This is a genomic window from Pseudomonas sp. BMS12 (assembly GCF_001592875.1).
In the GTDB taxonomy this organism is placed as follows: domain Bacteria; phylum Pseudomonadota; class Gammaproteobacteria; order Pseudomonadales; family Pseudomonadaceae; genus Aquipseudomonas.
Genome location: NZ_LSOF01000030.1, coordinates 17,169 through 37,860, shown reverse-complemented (window position 1 = coordinate 37,860; position 20,692 = coordinate 17,169). Strand labels below are relative to the sequence as shown.

The window sequence follows — 20,692 nt, the reverse complement described above, 5'->3', positions numbered from 1 at the left end:
GATCACTGGCGCAGGCGATAGCCGGTCTTGAAGATCCAGCTGACCACCGCCACGCAGGCCAGCAGGAAGCCGAAGATCATCCCCAGGCTCAGGCCGAGGCTAACGTCGGCCACGCCGAAGAAGGCCCAGCGGAACGCACTGATCAGGTACACCACCGGGTTGAACAGGGTCAGCTTCTGCCACAGCTCCGGCAGCATGCTGATCGAGTAGAAGCTGCCGCCGAGGAAGGCCAGCGGGGTGACGATCAGCGCAGGCACCACCTGCAGCTTCTCCCAGCCATCGGCCCACACGCCGATGATGAAGCCGAACAGGCAGAAGGTGATGGCGGTGAGGATCAGCAGCGCCAGCGCCCAGACCGGGTGGGCCACCTCGAAGTCGACGAACAGCCGCGAGGTGAGGAAGATGATCAGGCCGAGGATCACCGACTTGGTCGCCGCCGCGCCGACGTAGCCGACCAGGATCTCGAAGAACGACACCGGCGCCGACAGCAACTCGTAGATGGTGCCCGAGTACTTGGGCATGTAGATGCCGAACGAGGCGTTGCCGATGCTCTCGGTGAGCAGCGCCAGCATGATCAGGCCCGGCACGATGAAGGCGCCGTAGCTGACGCCGTGCACCTCGGTCATGCTCGAACCGATGGCCGAGCCGAACACCACGAAGTACAGCGAGGTGGAGATCACCGGGGTGGCGATGCTCTGCAGCAGGGTGCGCCAGGTGCGGTGCAGCTCGAACAGATAGATGGACTTGATGGCTTGCAGGTTCATGCGCGTTCCTTCTCGTGCACCAGGCTGACGAAGATGTCTTCCAGCGAGCTCTCGCTGGACTGCAGGTCCTTGAAGTCGATGCCGTGCTGGGCCAGCTCCTTGAGCAGCTCGGCGATGCCGGTGTGCTCGCGCTGGGCGTCGAAGGTGAACACCAGCGCATGACCCTCGTCGACCAGTTCCAGGCCGTAGCTCTCCAGCTCGGCCGGCACGCAGGCCAGCGGCTGCTTGAGCTGCAGCAGGAGCTGCTTCTTGCCGAGGCGATGCATCAGGGTCTGCTTGTCTTCCACCAGCAGAATCTCGCCCTTGCGGATCACGCCGATGCGGTCGGCCATCTCCTCGGCTTCTTCGATGTAGTGGGTGGTGAGGATGATGGTCACGCCACGCTCGCGCAGCTGGCGCACCATGTTCCACATGTCGCGGCGCAGCTCGACGTCGACCCCGGCAGTGGGCTCGTCGAGAAACAGGATCTGCGGCTCGTGGGAAAGCGCCTTGGCGATCATCACCCTGCGCTTCATGCCGCCGGACAGTTCGAAGATCTTGGCCTCGCGCTTGTCCCACAGCGACAGATCCTTGAGCAGGCGTTCCAGATAGGCATCGTCCGGCTTCTTGCCGAACAGTCCACGGCTGAAGCGCACCGTGGCCCACACGGTTTCGAACACGTCGTTGACCAGCTCCTGCGGCACCAGGCCGATGGCCGAGCGCGCCGCGCGGTAGGCGGACTTGATGTCATGCCCGGCCACGCGCACCTTGCCCTCGCCCGGATTGACGATGCCGCAGATGATGCTGATCAGGGTGGTCTTGCCGGCGCCATTGGGCCCGAGCAAGGCGAATATCTCGCCCTGGCGAATGTCCAGGTTGATGTTCTGCAGGGCCGGATGGCCGGACTTGTAGGTTTTGCTCAGATTCTCGACCGCGATTACCGAGTGCACGGCTGCTCCTTGGTCTGACGGAAAACGCCGATTGTAGAGCAGGAAGCGCCGGCTCCGCTCGCAAGGCTGACGCTTTGGTCAGGCGGTTCTTAACAAGATCGGAGCCCTGCAACGGCCTCTGTAGCCCTGGGGCTAGCTTGTGGGAGCGGCTTCAGCCGCGATGCTCTGCAGCCAGCCGCTTCCACATGAGAGGGGATGCCGCGCCTACCCGGCTTCCGCCAGCGCCTTGAGGCTGGCCAGGCCCTTGTCGAAGTCGCCGCCCACCATCTTGTCCATGTTGAAGATCAGGCCCATGGCCTTGCCCATGAAGCCGTTGCGCCCGCTCATGCTCCAGCTCACCCGGGTGCCGCCGGCTTCGGGCTGGAAGCGGAACTCGGCGATGTTGCTGGCCTGAAACGGCTCGATGAACTCCAACTGGATAGCCACCCGCTCGGCCGGCACGCTGTCGATGATGGTCGCGCTGCCCTTGCCCACTTCCTTGTTGCCGGCCCAGCGCTGGGTGGCACCGACGCCCTGCTCGGCGCCCGCGTAGGCGACCTGCATGGCCGGGTCGCGCTTGGCCCAGGGCGACCACTGTGGCCACTGACGGAAGTCGTTGACCTTGGCGAACACCCCCTCGGCTGGGGCCTGGATCAGTGTCGAGCGTTCGACGCGAAACTCGTCCGGCCGGGTAGCGATGAAAACCGCCAGACCGGCGACCAGTAGCACCAGGATCATCAGAATGGTCATGCTTTTCCTTCCTTGCATTGTGGTTGTCTCCAATGGAGCGTCCGGAGCCTAAACCTCGCCCGCAAAGCTTCTTAGTTGCCTAGGTCGCGGCCAAGGCGGATAGCCGCCCCGCACCCAGCAGGTACTGACGCCGAACACCGTGGGAACGGCGGGGCGGCCATCCGCTTTAGCCGCGATGCTCTTCCGTCGATCTCATCGCGGCTAAAGCCGCTCCCACAGAGCCCACTCCGTCAGGGTTGCAACTCGAACAGCGCCTGGCCGCTCTCCGGGTCGAATGGCGCGGAGAAGTGGTCATGGACGATGCGCCACCGCCCACCGATGCGCCGGTAGCCCTGGGTCACGCGCATCCAGCAGTTGTGCGTAATGCCTTCGGTATCGGTGCCGCCGCAATGGCAGAGGAAGTGGCCGAAACCCACGTCGCCCTCGCCCCACTGCTGCAACTGGTGCACCTCGAACGTCATGGGGCCGCCACACATCTCCAGGCAGCTCTTCCAGTGCGCCTTGTAGACTTCGCGCCCCTTGAACTGCAGTTGCAGGATGGCATCGAAGGCGACCAGGTCGTCGGCATAGTGGTCGAGGATGGCGTCGACATCGCGGGCGCGGTTGGCCGCCTCCCAGCTGTCGACCAGGGCTTTCAGTTCGCTGTTTGCGCTGTTCATGGATGCTCTCCTAGCGCTCAGGCGCAGCAATCGTGCTTGGCTGCCGGCGCGTTTTCGTACTGGTCGTGCAGGCGCGTCCAGTTCATGCCCTTGCCCTGCAGGTTGGCCATGCCGCCCCAGCCCTCGCCACGCCCGAAAGGTGTGAGGTCGAGGTAGTGGTAGGCGTTCATCAGCATGTCCAGGCCACGGGCGTAGGTGGAATAGGTGTGGAATACGCGCGCGCCGTCGCGCAGGAACACGCTGGCACCGGGCAGCTCGCCCTTGACCATGTCCAGCCGCCCCATGCGCTTGAGCTCGGCCTCATCCTGGTAGTTGTACTCGACCGGTGCCTGGCTGGCGTCGATGGTCACGTGGAAGTCGTAGTTGAAGCGACTGCCGAACGAGGAGTACCAGGGCAGGTTCCAGCCCATGCGCCGCTTGAACGCCTCCAGCTCCGCCAGTGGCGCGTTGGAAACCAGAACCAGGCTGGTGTCGCGGGCGTGCAGATGGGCCAGGTGACCAATGTTGTCGGCGAGGAACGAGCAACCGGGGCAGCCCGCGCCTTTGTCGCGGTGGTACATGAAGTGGTAGACGATCAGCTGGCTGCGGCCGGCGAACAGTTCGGCCAGGCCGACCTCGCCCTCGGGGCCGGTGAAGCGGTAGTCCGCCTCGACTTCCACCATCGGCAAGGCGCGGCGCTGGGCGTTGAGCGCATCGCGCTGGCGGGTCAGGGCCTTCTCCTGCTCCAGCAGCTGCAGACGGGCGGCCAGCCACTGCTCGCGGCTGGCGACTTGCGGGTAATCAGGCTTCATCGCTGTTTCTCCTTGTGGCGGCGCGGCGGCAGCCGAGCCACAGGCCGAGACCGCCGGCACCGGCGACGCTGGCGCCGCCCAGGGCCAGGGCGGCCAGACAGAATGGGCACATGACCTCAGCCCTCCAGTTGCAGCTCGCGCACCGGCCGCACTTCAACGCTGCCGACCCGTGCGGCGGGAATGCCGCCGGCGATCTGCAGCGCCTCGTTGAGGTCACGTGCCTCGATCAGATAGAAGCCCGCCAGCTGCTCCTTGGTTTCGGCGAAGGGGCCGTCGGTGATGCTCAGCTTGCCGCCGCGCACGCGCACCGTGGTGGCCGTGGCGACCGGTTCCAGCGGCTCGGCGGCGAGCATGCGGCCGCTCTGCTGCACACTCAGGAAGTAGTCGTAGCACTCGCCGTCGTGCGGGCTGTCCGGCGAGTTGTGCAGGGCGTTTTCGTCGCTGTAGATCAGGCACAGGTATTTCATCGGTGGCTCTCCCTGGCAGCGTGACGGGCTGCCTTACCCAGTGGTCGAACGGCGTCTCGGCGAATCGACAACGCCGCGAAAAAAATTTCAGGCGAGCGGCAACTCGGCCAGGCGGCGTTCGAGGAACTGCCGATCCATGCCCTGCTGGCTCAGTTCCAGCGCACGCTGGTAGGCGCCGCGCGCCTGGCTCCAGCGCCCCAGGCGGCGGTTGAGGTCGGCACGGGCGGCGTGCGCCAGGTGGTAGTCGGCCAGTTCACCGCGCTCGAGTATGGCCTCCACCTGGCGCAGCCCGGCCTCGGCGCCATCACGCATGGCCAGAGCCACGGCGCGGTTGAGCTCGATCACCGGCGACGGGTTGCTGGCCAGCAGCACCTCGTACAGGCCGACGATCTGCGCCCAGTCGGTGGCCTCGACGCTCGCCGCCTCGGCATGCACGGCAGCGATGGCCGCCTGCAGGCTGTAGGGGCCGATCTCGCCGGAGGCGAAAGCGGCCTGCACCTGCGCCTCGCCTTCGGCGATCAGCGTGCGGTCCCACAAGGAACGATCCTGCTCTTCCAGCAGGATCGGCATGCCCTCGGCGTCGCTGCGCGCGGCGCGGCGCGACTCGTGCAGCAGCATCAGCGCCAGCAGCCCGCGCACCTCGGCCTCGGGCAACAGCTCACAGAGCAGGCGGCCGAGGCGGATGGCTTCGGCGCTCAGGTGCTGGCGGGTCAGTGCATCGCCACTGCTGGCGAAATAGCCTTCGTTGAACACCAGGTAGACCACCCGCAGCACCGATTCCAGGCGCTCGGGCAGCTCGCGGCGACCCGGCACCTCGTAGGGGATGCGCGCATCACGGATCTTGTTCTTGGCCCGCACGATGCGCTGGGCGATGGTCGAGGGCGTGGCCAGGAAGGCGCTGGCGATCGCCTCGGTGGTGAGGTCGCAGACTTCGCGCAGGGTCAGCGCCACCTGAGCATCGGACGCCAGCGCCGGGTGGCAGCAGGTGAAGACCAGGCGCAGGCGGTCGTCTTCCAGGTGTTCGCCATCCCAGGCCTCCTCGCCGGCAAACTCGGCGTTTTCGTCCAGCGCCTGGAAACGCGCCTGGCGACGCAACTGGTCGATGGCCTTGAAGCGCCCGGCGGACACCAGCCAGGCCCGCGGGTTGGCCGGCACGCCCTGCTCCGGCCACTGTTCCAGGGCGGCACGAAAAGCCTCGTGCAGGGCCTCCTCGGCCAGGTCGAAATCGCCCAGCAGGCGAATCAGGGTGGCCAGCACCCGCCGCGATTCCTCGCGGTAAAGGCGCGCCAGGTGCAGTTCCAATTGCTTTGCGGACAGGTCCATCGGTGTTCTCGTGCGAGCTCGGGCGGGCGACAGACTACTGTAGCTCAGCCAAGCCTACCCAAGCCGTGAACCAAGATGGCCGAGACTGACGGGCGGTTCCCAGCCCCGCCCGACGCCTGTTCAGAGCGGCTTGAAGTCCTGCTCGCCCTGCTGCAGAAACAGCGCGAACAGCTCGGCGTGGCTGGCCACATTGAGCTTGTGATAGAGGTTGCGTCGATGCACTTTCACCGTTTCCGGGGAGATTCCCAGGCGCTGGGCGATGGCCTTGCTCGAAAAGCCCTGCAGGATCAACCGCGCGGTCTCGCTCTCGCGCTCCGACAACCCCGCCGTAAAGTGCTCCACGCGCGCTGCCAGCAGCCCCTCCGCTGCCGGCGCCTCGATACCCTGCAGTTGCAGATGCCGGCGCATCGCTGCCAGTACCCAGTCACGTACGCACAGCAGTGCCCCGCACTGCTCCGCCGACCAGGGGCTGTGACTGCCCAGCGACAGGCCCAGCACCGCACCCTGGTGGTTGAGCATGAACTGCACTTCCTCGCAGCCCACGACGCGCTGGAAATAGCTCAGGTAGTACTCGCTCTGGCGAAACTGGTCCGGCGCCAGTGTTTCCAGCCAGTGCACACCGTCGGCGATACCGGCGCAGGCCGCCTGGTGGAAAGGGTCGAGCAGGTACATGCCGGCGCCGTAGTCGTTGAGCTCATCGCCCTCGTCACGTCCGCTGAAGTCGAAGTCGGCCAGCAGCAGAGGCGCCCGCTCGCGCTGCATCAGTACCACCAGGGCATTGTCGACCGGCAACAGCAGACGCAGGGTGTCTACCAGGCCGCGCCAGAAAGCGTCCGTGCCGATCGCCGCGAAGACCCCGGCCAGACGCTGGTGGATCGGCAACTCCTTCAACAACGCATCCACGCACTACCCCTTTCGAGTAACCCTTGATGGGAATTGGTAGGCGCAACAGGGCGCCCTAGTCTGACCCTACCCGGACGACAGCCGTCCCGTCGCAGGAGAGCCCCATCATGCTTCGCCGCCCCGCCTTGCTCAACCTCGCCCTGGTCACCAGCCTGCATGCCGGCCTGGCCAGCGCCGCCGATGCCCCCAGCGTGCACGTGTACAACTGGTACGACTACATCGGCCCGACCACCCTCAAGGACTTCCAGCGCGACACCGGCATCCTGCCGGTCTACGACACCTTCGACAGTGGCGAAGTCCTGGAAGCCAAGATGCTCACCGGGCACAGCGGCTACGACGTGGTGGTGGCCAGCAACTTCATCCTGCCCGGGCTGATCAAGGCCGGCGCGATCCAGAAGCTCGATCGCAGTCAGTTGCCCAACCTCAAGCACCTCAGCCCGCTGCTGCTGGAGAAGCTACGCGCCAATGACCCCGACAACCTCTACGCCGTGCCTTACCTGTGGGGAACCGATGGCCTCGGCTACAACGTCGACAAGGTCAAGGCCGCCCTCGGTGAAGACGCACCGGTGAATTCCTGGGACCTGCTGTTCAAGGAAGAAAACCTCGCCAAGCTCAGCCAATGCGGTGTCGCCATGCTCGACGCCCCCGCCGAGATCATGCCGATTGCCCTGCACTACCTCGGCCTGCCGCCCAACAGCAGCAACCCAGATGACTACAAGAAGGCCCAGGCGCTGATGCTCAAGCTGCGCCCCTATATCACCTACTTCGACTCGTCGAAGATCCAGAGCGATCTGAGCAACGGCGATGTCTGCCTGGCCATCGCCTGGTCTGGCACGGTGCACAGCGCGAAGCAGGCCGCCGACGAAGCCGGCAAGGGTGTCCACGTGGAATACAGCATCCCGATCGAAGGCGCCCCGTTGTGGGTCGACAACCTGGTGATGGTCAAGGACAGCCAGCACCCGGCGCAGGGCCTGAGTTTCATCAACTACCTGCTGCGCCCCGAAGTGGTCGCCACCGCTACCGATTGGGTCCTGACGGCCAATGCCAACCAGGACGCCACCGCCCTGCTTGCCGCCGCAGTCCGCGACAACCCGGGGATCTACCCCAGCGATGAGCAGATCGCCAAGCTGTTCATCCTGCAGCCGCAAAGCCATGCCATCGAGCGCGTCCGCACGCGTGCGTGGAGCGCCATCAAAAGCGGCCAATAAGGCCCCTGCCATGCGTGCGCAGTGTCCATTGGGCCTGCGCCTTAAGCCCCAACTGCCAGAGAGTTTGTGTATGAAACCACGTGCCCGCGACCTGGGAATCACCTTCGGCCAGCTGCAACCCGGCCCGCTCAACGCCATCACCGACGTACCCGGCGTGCGCGTCGGTCACGCCACCGTGCAGGGCACGGCAGCCAGCGGCAAGCACATCAACACCGGCGTCACCCTGATCGAGCCGCGCGCCGGTGCGGCCAGCCAGCAACCCTGCTTCGCCGGCGTGCATGTACTCAACGGTAACGGCGATGCCACGGGCCTGGAGTGGGTCCGCGAAGCCGGCCTGCTGGCCAGCCCGATCGCCTTCACCAACACCCACAGCATCGGCACCGTGCGCGATGCGCTGATCGCCCTGGAGCGTGCAGCGGCGGGTGACGACGAGCGCCTGTACTGGAGCATGCCGGTGGTGATGGAGACCTTCGATGGCCTGCTCAACGACATCAATGGCTTTCACGTCAACGCCGAGCATGTCGCCGCCGCGCAACAAGCGGCTCGCGGCGGTGCAGTGGCGGAAGGTGCGGTCGGTGGCGGCACCGGCATGATCTGCCACGAGTTCAAGGGCGGCAGCGGCACCGCCTCGCGCCGCCTGCATGCGGACCAGGGCGGCTGGACGGTGGGGGCCATCGTCCAGGCCAATCATGGCAAGCGGCGCGAGCTGCGGGTCGACGGCTATCCGGTGGGACGTTATCTGAAACAGGGCGCATCGCCCTTTGCCGCGGCAGCATTGCCGCATCCCGGCATGGGTTCGATCGTGGTCTGCCTGGCCACCGATGCCCCGCTGCTGCCGCATCAGTGCACCCGCCTGGCACAGCGCGCCAGCATCGGCATCGCCCGCACCGGCGGGGGGACCGAGGACAGCAGCGGCGACATCTTCATCGCCTTCGCCACCGGCAACGATGCCCTGCGCCCGGCAGACTATGCGCGCAAGGGTGAGTTCACCAGCACGCTGCAGATGGTCAACAACGATCACCTCAGCGAGCTGTTCCTGGCCGCCGCCGAAGCGGTGGAGGAAGCCATCGTCAATGCACTGCTGGCGGCCAGCGACACCCAGGGCAACGGCCACGAGGTACCGGCGCTGAGCGGCGCGGCGCTGCTTGACGCACTGCGCCAGGCCGGCTGGCCCGGCGCACGCTGAGCCCATGGACCGCGCTCAGACCGTCCCGGCCGGTGGCGCGGCCCGTTCAGTGCACCTCGGCCAGGTCGTCGTGCAACAGGCCGAGGATGTGGCGCTTCATGCGGATGAACTCGGGCTCCATGACCACATCGAGGTTGCGCGGGCGTTCGATGGGGACGTCCAGCACTTCCTTGATCCGCCCGGGCCGCGCGCCCATCACGTAGATGCGGTCGGCCAGCAGGATGGCCTCGTCGATGTCGTGGGTGACGAACACCACGGTCTTCTTGCTGTGGCCCCAGACCTGCAACAACAGTTGCTGCATCTGCAGGCGGGTCTGACTGTCCAGCGCGCCGAACGGCTCGTCCATCAGCAGGATCTGCGGGTCGTTGGCCAGCGCCCGGGCGATGGCCACGCGCTGCATCATGCCGCCGGAAAGCTGCTTGGGATAATGCTCGGCGAACTTGGCCAGGCCCACTTCACCCAGGTAGAAGTCGACGATGGAACGGATCTCGTTGGCCGGCAGCTTGCGCCGCTTGAGACCGAATTCGATGTTCTGCCGCACCGTCAGCCAGGGGAACAGGGTGTAGCTCTGGAACACCATGCCACGGTCGGCGCCCGGCCCTTCGACCTTCTGCCCACCGACATGGATGGCGCCGTCGCTGGGTTCGGCCAGGCCGGCGGTGAGGTACAGCAGGCTCGACTTGCCGCAGCCGGACGGGCCGACAATCACGGCGAACTGCTGGTCCGGAACCTCGAAGGAGACGTTGTCCAGCGCGGTGAAGGTCTTACCGTCGGGCGACTGATAGCGCAGGCTGACGTTCTCGACCTTGAGCCGCGCCGCGGCACTGGTGGGCGATTCCTGCACCGGCAGAAGATGGGGTTTGCTGGCTACTGCGCCCATGCGGCAATCCTCAGTCGAAGCAGACGGAACAGCTGGTCGGTCACCAGACCGAGCAAGCCGATGATGGCGATGGCCAGGAAGATCACGTCGACCTGGAAGCCGCGCATGGCCTTGAGGCTGATGTAACCGAGGCCACTCGATGCAGCGACCAGCTCGGCCACCACCAGGTAGGTCCAGGCCCAGCCCATGGTCACGCGCAGGGTATCCAGCACGCCGGGCAGCGAGGCCGGGCCGAGTACGTGCAAGATCACGTCGCGGCGGCTGGCGCCGAGGGTGTAGCTGGCGTTGATCAGGTCCTTGGACACGCCCTTGGAGACGTCGGCGATCATCACCAGCTGCTGGAAGAACACGCCGAAGATGATCACCGCCACGCGCTGCTCCAGGCCGATGCCGATCCACAGGATGAACAGCGGCACGAAGGAGGTCACCGGCAGGTAGCGGATGAAGTTGACCAGCGGCTCGATGAAGGCCTGGACGATGCGGAAGCTGCCCATCAGCAGGCCCAGCGGCACGGCGATCAGCGACGAGACGATGAAACCGATCAGCACCACCTCGATGCTGGCCCACACGTGCTTGCCCAGGGTGCCGTCACCGGCCAGGCGCACGGCGGCGCTCAGTACGTCGCCGGGAGTCGGCAGGAACATCGACGGCACCACGCCGCCGTAGGAGAGGCCGGCCCACAGGCCGATCACCAACAACCAGCAGAGAGTGCTGGCGCCCAGAATGAGTCGGCCGGGCAGCTCGACCTTCGGGGTCAGGCAGCGTTGCAGCCAGAATTTTTGCGTGGCCATGAGACCTCCACATCGACAGCGGGAATATCCGCCGCACACCTCGAAGGGTGCGGCGGCGCGGGTACTTCATGACTTCTCGAACCAGGCAAACGCCGAACAACTCATTTACCGTCGCTCCCGCATAGGCGGGAGCCCAGGTGCCACGGAGCATCTGGATTCCCGCCTACGCGGCGGTCCGACGATTCGGAATGACGGTTGCTCCGTGCTTCCCTAACAACCGGGGGCCGGGCCGAAGAGTCAGTAGCCGATCACTCGGGCGTCACGAAACGGGTATCCACCAGGTCTTCGTACTTGGCGTCGTAGGTCTTGCCCTGCAGGCTGGTCCAGGTGTCGTTGGCCAGGCTGATGATCTCGGCGATATCACCCTGCTTGCCGGCGGTACCGAGCAGCTTCTCGCTCATGGCCTGGTCGTAGAACTTCACGCCCTGCGCCGCCTCGGCCAGGTCCTTGGGGTCGGAGAGGTAACCGCCAACACCCTTGGCCATGAGGGCGTAGGCTTCCTGCGGATGCTCCTTGGTGTACTGCACGGCCTTGTACAGGCCGCTGACCAGCGCCTTCACATCTTCCGGCTGCTGCTCGATCACGTCGCAGCTCAGCGCCACCACGTCGACGATCACGCCGGGGGTTTCGCTGGAGTCGATCAGCACCTTGCCCTGGCCCTTCTGGCGCACCATCGACAGGTGCGGTTCCCAGGTCACGGCCGCCGGAATGCGCCCGGCGATGAAGGCGGTGGCCGCGTCGTCGGCGGTCATGTTCTGCACGTCGAGGTCGCTCATGCTCATACCCTTTTGCTTGAGCAGGTAGCTCAGCCAGAACTGCGACACCGAGCCCTCGTTGACCGCCACCGACTGGCCCTTGAGCTGCTCCAGGCTGGTCACGTCGTTGCCGACCAGCACACCGTCACCGCCATGGGACTCGTCCAGCGCAGCCACGGCCTTGAAGCAGAAGTCCTTGGAGCGGTACTTGAGGATTTCGTCGATGGTCGAGGCCGAGCCGGACAGCTTGCCCGAGGCCTGGGCGGCCATGTACATGGCCGATTCCTCGATCACGCTGAAGTCGACATCCAGGCCCTGTTCCTTGAAGTAGCCCAGGTCGCGGGCCAGGTACAGGGTGCCGTAGCCGACCCAGGTGGTGTGACCGATGGACAGCGTGCCGGCCTGGGCCGTGGCGGCCATGCCGGCGGCCAGAGCGGTACATGCGAAAGAGCGGGCGATGCGTTGACGCAAGGTCTTGTTCATGGAGCACTCCCTTAGCCTGTTGGCTGTAGTTATTGAAATCTCGGGGCAGTACGGCCGAATCCGGCCCAAGCAACTCCTGCACACCGCTGCGAGCAGCGGCGCATCTTGTCGTGCGACCCTCTGCGGGGCCTGGCTAGATGCCCTCCCGGTCACGGGAGGGCGGTCGTGGCTTACATCAGGTTCAGGTCGCGGCCGGTGCGGTCCACGGCGCGGCGGGTCTTGTCCACCAGCTCCTCCAGCTCGGCACGGGTGGCCACCAGCGCCGGCGCCATGATCATGCGGCCCAGGGTGGAGCGGATGATCAGGCCCTCGTCGAAGCCCACGGTGCGGCAGTGCCAGGCGATGTCGTTCTCGTTGGCGAAGCGCTTGCGGCTGACCTTGTCCTCGGCGAACTGCAGCGCGGCGACCAGGCCGGCGCCCTGCACGTCACCGATCAGCGGGTGATCCTGGAAGGTCTCGCGCAGCAGCTGCTGCAGGTACGGACCGGTATCGTTCTTCACCTGGGTGACGATGCCCTCGTCGCGCAGCGCGGTGAGGTTGGCGATGGCCACGGCGGCGGCGACCGGGTGGCCGGCATAGGTCAGGCCGTGGGCGAACACGCCGCCTTCCTGCACCAGCGCGTCGGCGATGCGCTTGCCCAGCACCAGGCCGCCCATGGGGATGTAGCCACTGGTCAGGCCCTTGGCGATGGTCAGGGTGTCCGGCTGGAAACCGAAGTGCTGGTGGGCGAACCACTCGCCGGTGCGGCCGAAGCCACCGATCACTTCGTCGGCGCACAGCAGCACGTCGTACTGGCGGCAGATGCGCTGCACTTCGGCCCAGTAGCTGGCCGGCGGGAAGATCATGCCACCAGCGCCCTGGAACGGCTCGGCGACGAAGGCGGCGACGTTCTCGGCGCCCAGTTCGAGAATCTTGTCTTCCAGCTCACGGGCGGCCTTGAGGCCGAAGGCCTCTTCGCTCAGGTCGCCGCCTTCGGCGAAGTAGTAGGGCTCACCGATATGGGCGAAGTCCGGCAGCATGCCGCCCATCTCGTGCATGAAGCCCATGCCGCCGAGCGCGGTGCTGCCCAGGGTGGAGCCGTGGTAGCCGTTCCAGCGCCCGATCATGATCTTCTTCTGCGGCTTGCCGACCACCTGCCAGTAGCGGCGCACGCTGCGGATCAGCACCTCGTTGGCCTCGGAGCCGGAGTTGGTGTAGATGGCGTGGCTGTAGTGGTCCGGCAGCAGGCTGAACAGCAGTTCAGACAGCTCGATCACCCGCGGGTGGGTGGTGTGGAAGAACAGGTTGTAATAGGGCAGCTCTTCCAACTGACGGCTGGCGGCGGCGTTGAGGTCGGCGCGACCGTAGCCGAGGGCGGTGCACCACAGGCCGGACATGCCGTCCAGGTAACGCTTGCCCTCGGTGTCCCACAGGTTCAGGCCCTGGCCCTTGGCGATCACCAGGGCGCCCTTCTCGTTGAGCGCCTTCTGGTCGAGGAAGGCGTGGATGTGGTGGGCTGCGTCCAGAGCCTGGTATTCGCGGGTGGAACGAGCGGAATTGTTGGGGAGAGTCATGACAGCGGCCTCGCCTGTTTAGCTGTGAGCAAATGGCCGGGGCGCGAGCCCCGGCGGGATTTCATTGACGGTTCAATACGTTTTCGAGCGGTTCCGGGGTGAACAGCGGCTTGCGCATCACCAGCTTGATCCACAGCACCGCGATCAGCGACACCAGGCCCAGTACGACGCCCGCGCTGGTGAAGATCGCCTCGGTCATTTCCGGAGTCGGCGAGGCGTAGTAGATGGACACCAGCATGCCGCCGATGCCGAACAGTTGTGGCAACGGATAGAACGGCGTGCGGAACGGGCGCGGCAGATCCGGATAGCGGCGACGCAGGGCGATCACATCCAGATGGCAGACGATGTAGGCCAGCAGCCAGGCAATCGCTGCGGCGATCAGCAGCATGTTGACGGTGCCCGGGTCATCGCCCATGAACAGGATCGGCAGGCCGGTGATGGCGGCGACGAACAGCACGGCCACCCACGGAGTGTTGAAGCCACGGCTGAGCCATTGGAACTGGGGGAAGGCCTGACCGTTCTTGGCCATGCCGTAGAGCATGCGCGGAATGGCCGCCAGCGAGGTGTTGAGGGTGCTGCAGGTGGCAGTGAGCGCGGCGATCACCAGCACATGCCTGCCGGTTTCGCCGAACAGCGCGGTGGCATACAGGTAGTGCGGCAGCGCGGCGCTGGCCAGTTCTTCCTGCGGCACGTAGTAGAGGGCGCCGATGGCGTACAGGGCGATGGTGACGAAGATCATCGAGATGCCCAGGATCATCGCCCAGGGAATGTTGCGCTCGGGACGACGCGACTCCTCGACCAGCGGGCAGACGAACTCGGCGCCGACGAAGCCCCAGATGGCCAGCGCCACCAGAGTCAGCACGCTGGCGCCCATCGGGTTCCAGACCTGCGGCAGACCACTGCTCAGGGCCGGCTCGCTACCGCTGCCCGTAATGGCCGACAGGCCCAGGGCCAGCAGGACGATGACCATCACCGTGGCCAGGGCGGTCTGCAGGCGGGCGAAGATATCGATGCCGAGCAGGTTGAGCAGGGTGAACACCAGCAGCACGCCGAAAGCCACGCTCATGTGCGGAAACACCCCGGGATAGACCTCGCTGATGATCTGGTCGAGCAGCAGCAGTTCAGCCGACAGGGCGAACATCGCCACCACCACGTAGCCGGAGAAGGTCGAGACGATGGCCGCGAAATGCCCCAGGGCCACTTCGGTGTAGCTGCTCAGGCTGCCGGCCCGCGGAATCATCAGCGACAGCTCGGAGAAGGAGAACGCATAGGTCAGCGCCAGCAGGAACGCCAGGCCCAGTGGCAGCAGGAATGCCGGACCGGCAATGCCGGCGCCTTGCAGCATCAGCACCATCACGCCTTGCGAAACGACCAGGCCGATGGAAACCGACAGCAATGCGCCCAGGCCCAGGGTCTTGCTCAGCTTGCCGGTGGCAGCACCCTGGCCGGCAGGCAACGAGCCCAGGGTGATATCGGGGTCAATCATGTGGAGTTCTCCTGCGATCTTGTTGTTGTGCATGGAGTGAACAAAGCACGCGGACGGCGGCGCTCGGTCAGGGACGCAGCTGGAACCAGGTGGTCTTCAGTTGGGTGTACTTGTCGAAGGAGTGCAGCGACAGGTCGCGGCCGAAGCCGGACTGCTTGCCGCCGCCGAAGGGCACGCTGACATCCAGCGCGTCGACGGTGTTGACCGACACGGTGCCGGCCTTGAGTCGGCGCGCCACGCGATGGGCACGGTTGAGGTCGTCGCTCCACACCGAGGCGGCCAGGCCGTAGATGCTGTCGTTGGCCAGGCGCACCGCCTCGTCCTCGCTGTCGAAGGGCAGCACCGCCAGCACCGGGCCGAACACTTCGTCGCGGGCCAGGCGCATGTCGGGCCGCACGCCGGTGAAGATGGTCGGCTCGATGAAGTTGCTGGAGCCGTTGAAGCTCAGCTGGCGACCGCCGCAGGCCAGGGTCGCGCCCTCGGCCTGGGCACCGCGAATGAACTCCATGACCCGCGCCGCCTGACGCTCGTCGACGATGGCGCCGGCAGCGTTGGCCGGGTTCAGCGGGTCGCCCGGCAGCCAGGCCTGGGCCTTGGCGATCAGGCGCTCGACGAATTGGTCATGAATCTCGCGCTGCACCAGCAGACGCGAGTTGGCCGAGCACACCTCGCCCTGGTTGAAGAAGATGCCGAACGCCGCCTTCTCCGCCGCCAGGTCGAGATCCTGGCAGTCGGCGAACACCAGGTTGGCGCTCTTGCCGCCGCACTCCAGCCAGACCTGCTTGAGGTTGGACTGCGCGGCGTAGGCCATGAAGTACTTGCCCACCTCGGTGGAGCCGGTAAAGGCCAGGCAGTCGACATCCATATGCAGGCCAAGGGCCTTGCCGGCGTCTTCGCCCAGGCCCGGCACCACGTTGAATACTCCCGCCGGGATGCCTGCCTCAAGGGCCAGCTCGGCCAGGCGCAAGGCGGAAAACGGCGACTGTTCGGCCGGCTTGAGCACCACCGAGTTGCCGGCGGCCAGGGCCGGGGCCAGTTTCCAGGCGGCCATGTCCAGCGGGAAGTTCCACGGCACCACCGCGGCGACCACGCCCAGCGCCTCGCGGGTGATGGTGGCCAGCACGTTGGGCGCGCTCGGCGCCACTTCGTCATACAGTTTGTCGAGGCTTTCGGCGTACCAGCGGAACACGCCGGCGGCGCCCGGTACGTCGATGTTCCAGGCATCCATCACCGGCTTGCCCATGTTCAGCGAGTCGAGCAGCGCCAGCTCGTCGCGATTGGCCAGGATCAGCTCGGCCAGCTTGAGCAGCACGGCCTTGCGCTCGCTCGGCGCGCACTGCGACCAGCTGCCGGCCTCGAAGGATTCACGGGCGGCGCGCACGGCCAGGTCGACCTCGGCGGCGCCGCAGGCGCTGACATTGGCCAGCAGCTCGCCGGTGGCGGGATTGCGCGAGGCGAAGGTGGCCCCCGACGCGGCTGCTACCGGACGACCATTGATGATTGCGCGATCGATGAAGCGCTGTTCGGCGGCACGCTTTTGCCAGTCGCTGAGTTCGTACACCACCATCCCCTTTCTCGCGGTTGAATTGCTGTTGCGAGTCGATGGTGGCCGAAGCGGCTGCATAGGAAAAATATTAAAAATGTCATCGGGACATACGAAAAAGCTGGCTTGTAGCGCACCACCCCGGTGCCGCCTGCCGGATTGTTGTGCAAGCGCAGCGCATTACTCGGGCCATTGCGCCGCCGGCGGCACTTGCCGGCGAAACGGCCACCACGCCAGCGACGCGGCACGGGACTACTGACGCCCCAGAACGGGGCGCAGGCGACAAGCGCGCACCGGGCGGCGCCGCTACGGATGGCGCGTCACAGGAAAAATATCGTCGCTGGCCAGCAAATTGCTCACTCGCCAGCCCAGCCGCCACAGCCCGAACGGGTTAAGGTGGATGGCACAACAAGATCGACCGAGGTTTGTCGTGGCTTCCTACACCCTGCGCCAGCTCAAGTACTTCGTCACCACAGTGGAATGCGGCAGCGTCGCCGAGGCGTCGCGCAAGCTGTACATCGCCCAGCCGTCGATTTCCACGGCGATCAAGGGCCTGGAAGAGAGCTTCGGCGTGCAGCTGTTCATCCGTCACCATGCCCAGGGGGTATCGCTCACGCCCAGTGGCGCACGCTTCTACCGCAAGGCCCAGGAGCTGCTGCGCATGGCCAAGGAGTTCGAGCAGAACGCCCTGGCCGACAACGATGTGGTGGCCGGGCAGATCGACATCGGCTGCTTCGAGACCGTCGCACCGCTGTACCTGCCACGCCTGATCGCCGGTTTCCGCGAGCGCTACCCGGGCGTGGAAATCCGCCTGCACGACGGCGAGCAACAGGAGCTGGTGCAAGGCCTGACCGGTGGACGCTTCGACCTGGCGATCTTCTACGAACACGACCTCGACGGCACCATAGAGACCGAGCCGCTGATGCCGGCGCAACCGCCCTACGCCCTGCTGCCGGCAGATCATCGCTTCGCCAACCAGGCCCAGGTATCGCTGCGCGACCTGGCGCTGGAACCGATGATCCTGCTCGACGTGCAACCCAGTCGCACCTACTTCGTCAGCCTGTTCGAGGAGCTGGGCCTGACGCCCAACATCGTCTTCGGCTCGCCCTCCATCGAAATGGTACGCGGCATGGTCGGCCAGGGCTTCGGCTTCTCGGTGCTGGTCACCCGCCCGCACTCGCAGTACACCTACGACGGCAAGCAGGTGGTATGCGTGGACATTACCGAAGAAGTCACCGGCTCCGCCCTGGTCGCCGGCTGGCTGAAGCGCGCCCAGCTGACCAAGCCGGCGCAGCTGTTCGTCGAGTACTGCAAGGAGCAGCTGGCGCCTGCCGCAACGCAATAGCGCTCAGAACCTGTTCAAGGTCTGCTGCGCGACGCCCATGCGTCGTTAAAAGCGGGCTCTCAGCCAATGACAGGGGAAATGAAAACGCCAGCAGGTGGATTGCCCGGCCCTGCTGGCGCCATTACATGCAGGTCAGTTACCCGTACCTGCCTTCAACTGCTCTTCGATCTTGGTGAGGTTGAAGGAGCCTGGCGTCTGGCTGGGCGGATAGTCCTTCATGGTCTGCAGGAAATGCGCCGCCAGCCCCTGGATCGGTACGATGATGAAGGCATGATCCAGGAACCAGTCGTTGTAGGTGTTGGCATTGTGCTGCGCCTTCTCGAACGGGTCGCGGCGCAGGTTGAACAACAACGGCACACGCAGCTCGGTGAAGGGCTCGCGCCACACCTCAAACGCCTGACCACGGTTTTCCAGGAACACCACCTTCCAGTCGTTGTAACGCGCGGCCACTACCTGGCCATCGTCATTGACGTACCAGAACTCCTTGCGCGGATCCTCACCCTTGCCTTCCAGGTAGGCTGTCTGGTCGTAGCCGTCGATGTAGTTGCGGTACTTGCGCCCGTTCAACTCCACACCCTTGAGCAGCTTGTCCTTGATGTCCGGAGCGCCGGCAATACTGGCGAAGGTCGGCAGCCAGTCCTCGTGGCTGACGATGCCATTGAGGGTCTTGCCTGCCGGGAACTTGCCGGGCCAACGAATGAAAGCCGGCACCCGGTAGGCGCCTTCCCAGTTGGAGTTCTTCTCGCTGCGGAACGGGGTGGTGGCAGCATCCGGCCAGGTGTTGTAGTGCGGACCATTGTCGGTCGAGTACATCACCACGGTGTTTTCGGCGATACCGAGATCATCCAGGGTCTTGAGCAGTTCGCCGACCATCCGGTCGTGCTCGACCATGCCATCGTGGTACTCGTCGCCGCTGGGGCCGGAAATGCCCTTGTTGGCTTCCTTCACATGAGTGCGGAAGTGCATGCGGGTGGCGTTCCACCAGACGAAGAACGGCTTGTCCGCTTCTTTCTGCTTCTTGATGAAGTTGATGGCTGCGGCAACGGTTTCCTCGTCGATGGTCTCCATGCGCTTCTTGGTCAGCGGGCCGGTGTCCTCGATCTTGCCGTCGGCGGTGGCATGCAGCACCCCGCGCGGGCCGAACTGCTCGCGGAAGGTCTTGCCGTTGGGCAGTTTCATGTCCCCTGGATAGTCGCGATTCTCCGGCTCCTCCTCGGCATTGAGGTGGTAGAGGTTGCCGAGAAACTCGTCGAAACCATGCTGAGTCGGCAGGTGCTCGTCGCGGTCACCCTGGTGGTTCTTGCCGAACTGACCGGTGGCGTAGCCCTGGCTCTTGAGCACGGTAGCCATGGTCACATCGGTCTTCTGCCAGCCCTCCTTGGCGCCCGGCAGGCCGACCTTGGTCATGCCGGTGCGCACCGGCACATTGCCGCCAATGAAGGCCGCGCGGCCGGCGGTGCAGCTCTGCTGGCCGTAGTAATCGGTGAAGGACAGCCCTTCGTTGGCGATACGGTCGATATTGGGCGTCTCGTAGCCCATCATGCCGCGGTTGTTGTGGCTGATATTCCAGGTGCCGATGTCGTCGCCCCAGATCACCAGAATATTGGGTTTATCCGCCGCTACTGCGGTCGTTGCCACAAGCGCGGCAGCAACCAGCGTGAGTTGTTTGAATAGTCGCATCACGCCATCTCCCTGATAGTGCACTCGAATACTGAGAGCAGTTTGAGCCTAGACGCGAATGCACCAAGCGCCAGGCCATCCAGAAGCGCTAGCCAGAGGGCTACAATTATTCATGCAGCTTATCGGCGGCATTCCCCCTGGCGGACAGGGCACTCACGCCCACCACAGATTCCACCCACCACTCAGAAGCTCACGGCCAGCCCCACCGAGGTGCCGTAGACATTGCTGCCCCACATGTAGCGCATCACCAGGCGGGTGCGGCTGATGATCACGTCATAGGCACTGGAGTCCAGTTCCAGGCCGGCACCGACAGTGAACAGCCGATCGAAGCCGAGCACGCCGCGCTGGTCGCCCAGGTATTCGGAATAGGAGTGCTCCAGCACATAACGCAGCGGCCGCTTCAACGCGACGATACCGGTCGGCGCCCGCCAGCGGGCCCACAGGTTGGTGGCCTCGGCATTGACCGAGCCATCGATCCCGCGGTCGCCGCCGATGTTGTGCAGCTCGATGTTGCTGTAGCGCAGTTCCAGATCGACCTCGTAATCGGGGCGTACCCGCTCCCAGTCGAGCATCAGCGAACCACCGAGGCCGCCGACCTTCATGTGGCCATCGTCGAGGAACTCGATGTCACGGTCGAAGCGCTGGTTGACGAAGACCCGGGCCAGGTTGATGTCGCTGCTCATGTAGCCCAGCGAGAAGTTCGCGATGGGCCGCAGCACCCACTCGTCGTTGAGGGCGAAGTCCCAGCCGATGCCGCCGGTGGCCGACACCGTGGTCCACTTCAGCGGCACGCGCCGCGACTCCTGGCCATTGCTGAGGACGAAGCGCGGGTCATAGCGGCTGTAGGCGGCCGAGCCCTCCAGGTAGAGCGGAAAATCATCGCCCATGGTGGCGCCGCCGCCGAACTGGACCATGGTCAGGTCCGGGTTGTCGCTCTGCGCATCGTTGAAGCTCAGCGAACTGGACGCCAGGTCCGGCACCACCGAGAAGGACATCAGGGCCAGCACACCGTTGACCTTGTCCTCCAGATCGACCTCGGTGAGCCGCAACGGCTCGGCCTGAACCTCCAGCGCCAACAACAAGCCCAGCCAGACAACTTTTCTACGCATGCCGATATCCCTTGCGAGCACTCTTCGGCCAACCCGGCCGGGCCTCCCCCATGGACTACAGGCGCTTACTGCAGAATAGCGGAGCGTCCCGCAGGCCTCTGCCGCTAG

General features: G+C 65.3%; 20 protein-coding genes. 3 read left to right on the top strand and 17 right to left on the bottom strand.

Annotated elements, in window-relative coordinates:
* Nucleotides 1-2: 2 nt before the first annotated feature.
* From AYB31_RS20455 to AYB31_RS20420, 9 genes are all read right to left on the bottom strand, one after another.
* Complete coding sequence (locus AYB31_RS20455; protein ID WP_068830851.1) at nucleotides 3-764, bottom strand: ABC transporter permease; 762 nt, start codon at nucleotides 762-764, stop codon at nucleotides 3-5.
* Nucleotides 761-1,693, bottom strand: coding sequence for an ABC transporter ATP-binding protein (locus AYB31_RS20450; protein WP_068830850.1), 933 nt, complete (start codon nucleotides 1,691-1,693; stop codon nucleotides 761-763). The genes AYB31_RS20455 and AYB31_RS20450 overlap by 4 nt, the downstream gene beginning before the upstream one ends.
* 204 nt (nucleotides 1,694-1,897) lie before the next feature.
* Nucleotides 1,898-2,422: an SRPBCC family protein gene (locus AYB31_RS20445; protein WP_068830849.1), complete on the bottom strand. Its 525-nt coding sequence runs from the start codon at nucleotides 2,420-2,422 to the stop codon at nucleotides 1,898-1,900.
* Nucleotides 2,423-2,652: 230 nt separating this feature from the next.
* Nucleotides 2,653-3,081 (bottom strand): YybH family protein, encoded by a 429-nt coding sequence (locus AYB31_RS20440; RefSeq protein WP_068830848.1) that lies wholly within the window; start codon nucleotides 3,079-3,081, stop codon nucleotides 2,653-2,655.
* A gap of 17 nt (nucleotides 3,082-3,098) precedes the next feature.
* Entirely contained in the window at nucleotides 3,099-3,872 is a 774-nt protein-coding gene (locus tag AYB31_RS20435) for a DUF899 domain-containing protein (RefSeq protein ID WP_068830847.1), read from the bottom strand.
* Nucleotides 3,862-3,984 carry a hypothetical protein gene (locus AYB31_RS22135; RefSeq protein ID WP_269085737.1) on the bottom strand — a complete coding sequence of 41 codons (123 nt, stop codon included), beginning with the start codon at nucleotides 3,982-3,984 and terminating at the stop codon, nucleotides 3,862-3,864. Before AYB31_RS22135 ends, AYB31_RS20435 begins: the two co-directional genes overlap by 11 nt.
* A 4-nt stretch (nucleotides 3,985-3,988) precedes the next feature.
* On the bottom strand, nucleotides 3,989-4,339 hold the full coding sequence (locus tag AYB31_RS20430) for a YciI family protein (protein ID WP_068830846.1): 351 nt from the start codon (nucleotides 4,337-4,339) through the stop codon (nucleotides 3,989-3,991).
* A gap of 87 nt (nucleotides 4,340-4,426) precedes the next feature.
* The gene (locus tag AYB31_RS20425) at nucleotides 4,427-5,662 is read right to left on the bottom strand and encodes an RNA polymerase sigma factor (protein ID WP_068830845.1); all 1,236 of its coding nucleotides are present in this window, start codon (nucleotides 5,660-5,662) and stop codon (nucleotides 4,427-4,429) included.
* Between the two features lie 120 nt (nucleotides 5,663-5,782).
* On the bottom strand, nucleotides 5,783-6,565 hold the full coding sequence (locus tag AYB31_RS20420) for a helix-turn-helix transcriptional regulator (RefSeq protein WP_068830844.1): 783 nt from the start codon (nucleotides 6,563-6,565) through the stop codon (nucleotides 5,783-5,785).
* A gap of 107 nt (nucleotides 6,566-6,672) precedes the next feature.
* Here AYB31_RS20420 and AYB31_RS20415 point away from each other — a divergent pair, with 107 nt between their 5' ends.
* Nucleotides 6,673-7,773: a polyamine ABC transporter substrate-binding protein gene (locus AYB31_RS20415; RefSeq protein WP_068830843.1), complete on the top strand. Its 1,101-nt coding sequence runs from the start codon at nucleotides 6,673-6,675 to the stop codon at nucleotides 7,771-7,773.
* 70 nt (nucleotides 7,774-7,843) lie between these two features.
* Nucleotides 7,844-8,959 carry a DmpA family aminopeptidase gene (locus AYB31_RS20410; protein WP_068830842.1) on the top strand — a complete coding sequence of 372 codons (1,116 nt, stop codon included), beginning with the start codon at nucleotides 7,844-7,846 and terminating at the stop codon, nucleotides 8,957-8,959.
* A gap of 46 nt (nucleotides 8,960-9,005) precedes the next feature.
* Here AYB31_RS20410 and AYB31_RS20405 read toward each other — a convergent pair whose 3' ends face one another.
* The 6 genes from AYB31_RS20405 to AYB31_RS20380 form a co-directional block, all read right to left on the bottom strand.
* Nucleotides 9,006-9,839, bottom strand: a complete 834-nt coding sequence (locus tag AYB31_RS20405) for an ABC transporter ATP-binding protein (protein ID WP_068830841.1) — start codon at nucleotides 9,837-9,839, stop codon at nucleotides 9,006-9,008.
* The gene (locus AYB31_RS20400) at nucleotides 9,827-10,630 is read right to left on the bottom strand and encodes an ABC transporter permease (RefSeq protein WP_068830840.1); all 804 of its coding nucleotides are present in this window, start codon (nucleotides 10,628-10,630) and stop codon (nucleotides 9,827-9,829) included. Before AYB31_RS20400 ends, AYB31_RS20405 begins: the two co-directional genes overlap by 13 nt.
* 248 nt (nucleotides 10,631-10,878) lie before the next feature.
* Nucleotides 10,879-11,868 (bottom strand): ABC transporter substrate-binding protein, encoded by a 990-nt coding sequence (locus AYB31_RS20395; protein ID WP_068830839.1) that lies wholly within the window; start codon nucleotides 11,866-11,868, stop codon nucleotides 10,879-10,881.
* Nucleotides 11,869-12,038: 170 nt separating this feature from the next.
* Nucleotides 12,039-13,421, bottom strand: coding sequence for an aspartate aminotransferase family protein (locus tag AYB31_RS20390; protein ID WP_068830838.1), 1,383 nt, complete (start codon nucleotides 13,419-13,421; stop codon nucleotides 12,039-12,041).
* A 61-nt stretch (nucleotides 13,422-13,482) separates the two neighbouring features.
* Nucleotides 13,483-14,907, bottom strand: a complete 1,425-nt coding sequence (locus AYB31_RS20385; RefSeq protein ID WP_068830837.1) for an APC family permease — start codon at nucleotides 14,905-14,907, stop codon at nucleotides 13,483-13,485.
* 67 nt (nucleotides 14,908-14,974) lie between these two features.
* Nucleotides 14,975-16,468: an aldehyde dehydrogenase gene (locus tag AYB31_RS20380; RefSeq protein WP_068830899.1), complete on the bottom strand. Its 1,494-nt coding sequence runs from the start codon at nucleotides 16,466-16,468 to the stop codon at nucleotides 14,975-14,977.
* 412 nt (nucleotides 16,469-16,880) lie between these two features.
* Between AYB31_RS20380 and AYB31_RS20375 the strand changes: the two genes are divergently transcribed.
* On the top strand, nucleotides 16,881-17,795 hold the full coding sequence (locus tag AYB31_RS20375; protein WP_068830836.1) for a LysR family transcriptional regulator: 915 nt from the start codon (nucleotides 16,881-16,883) through the stop codon (nucleotides 17,793-17,795).
* 132 nt (nucleotides 17,796-17,927) lie between these two features.
* Here AYB31_RS20375 and AYB31_RS20370 read toward each other — a convergent pair whose 3' ends face one another.
* Together AYB31_RS20370 and AYB31_RS20365 are read right to left on the bottom strand one after the other, a co-directional pair.
* Nucleotides 17,928-19,475, bottom strand: coding sequence for an arylsulfatase (locus tag AYB31_RS20370; RefSeq protein WP_068830835.1), 1,548 nt, complete (start codon nucleotides 19,473-19,475; stop codon nucleotides 17,928-17,930).
* Between the two features lie 182 nt (nucleotides 19,476-19,657).
* Nucleotides 19,658-20,584, bottom strand: coding sequence for an autotransporter outer membrane beta-barrel domain-containing protein (locus tag AYB31_RS20365; RefSeq protein ID WP_068830834.1), 927 nt, complete (start codon nucleotides 20,582-20,584; stop codon nucleotides 19,658-19,660).
* Between the last annotated feature and the right edge of the window lie 108 nt (nucleotides 20,585-20,692).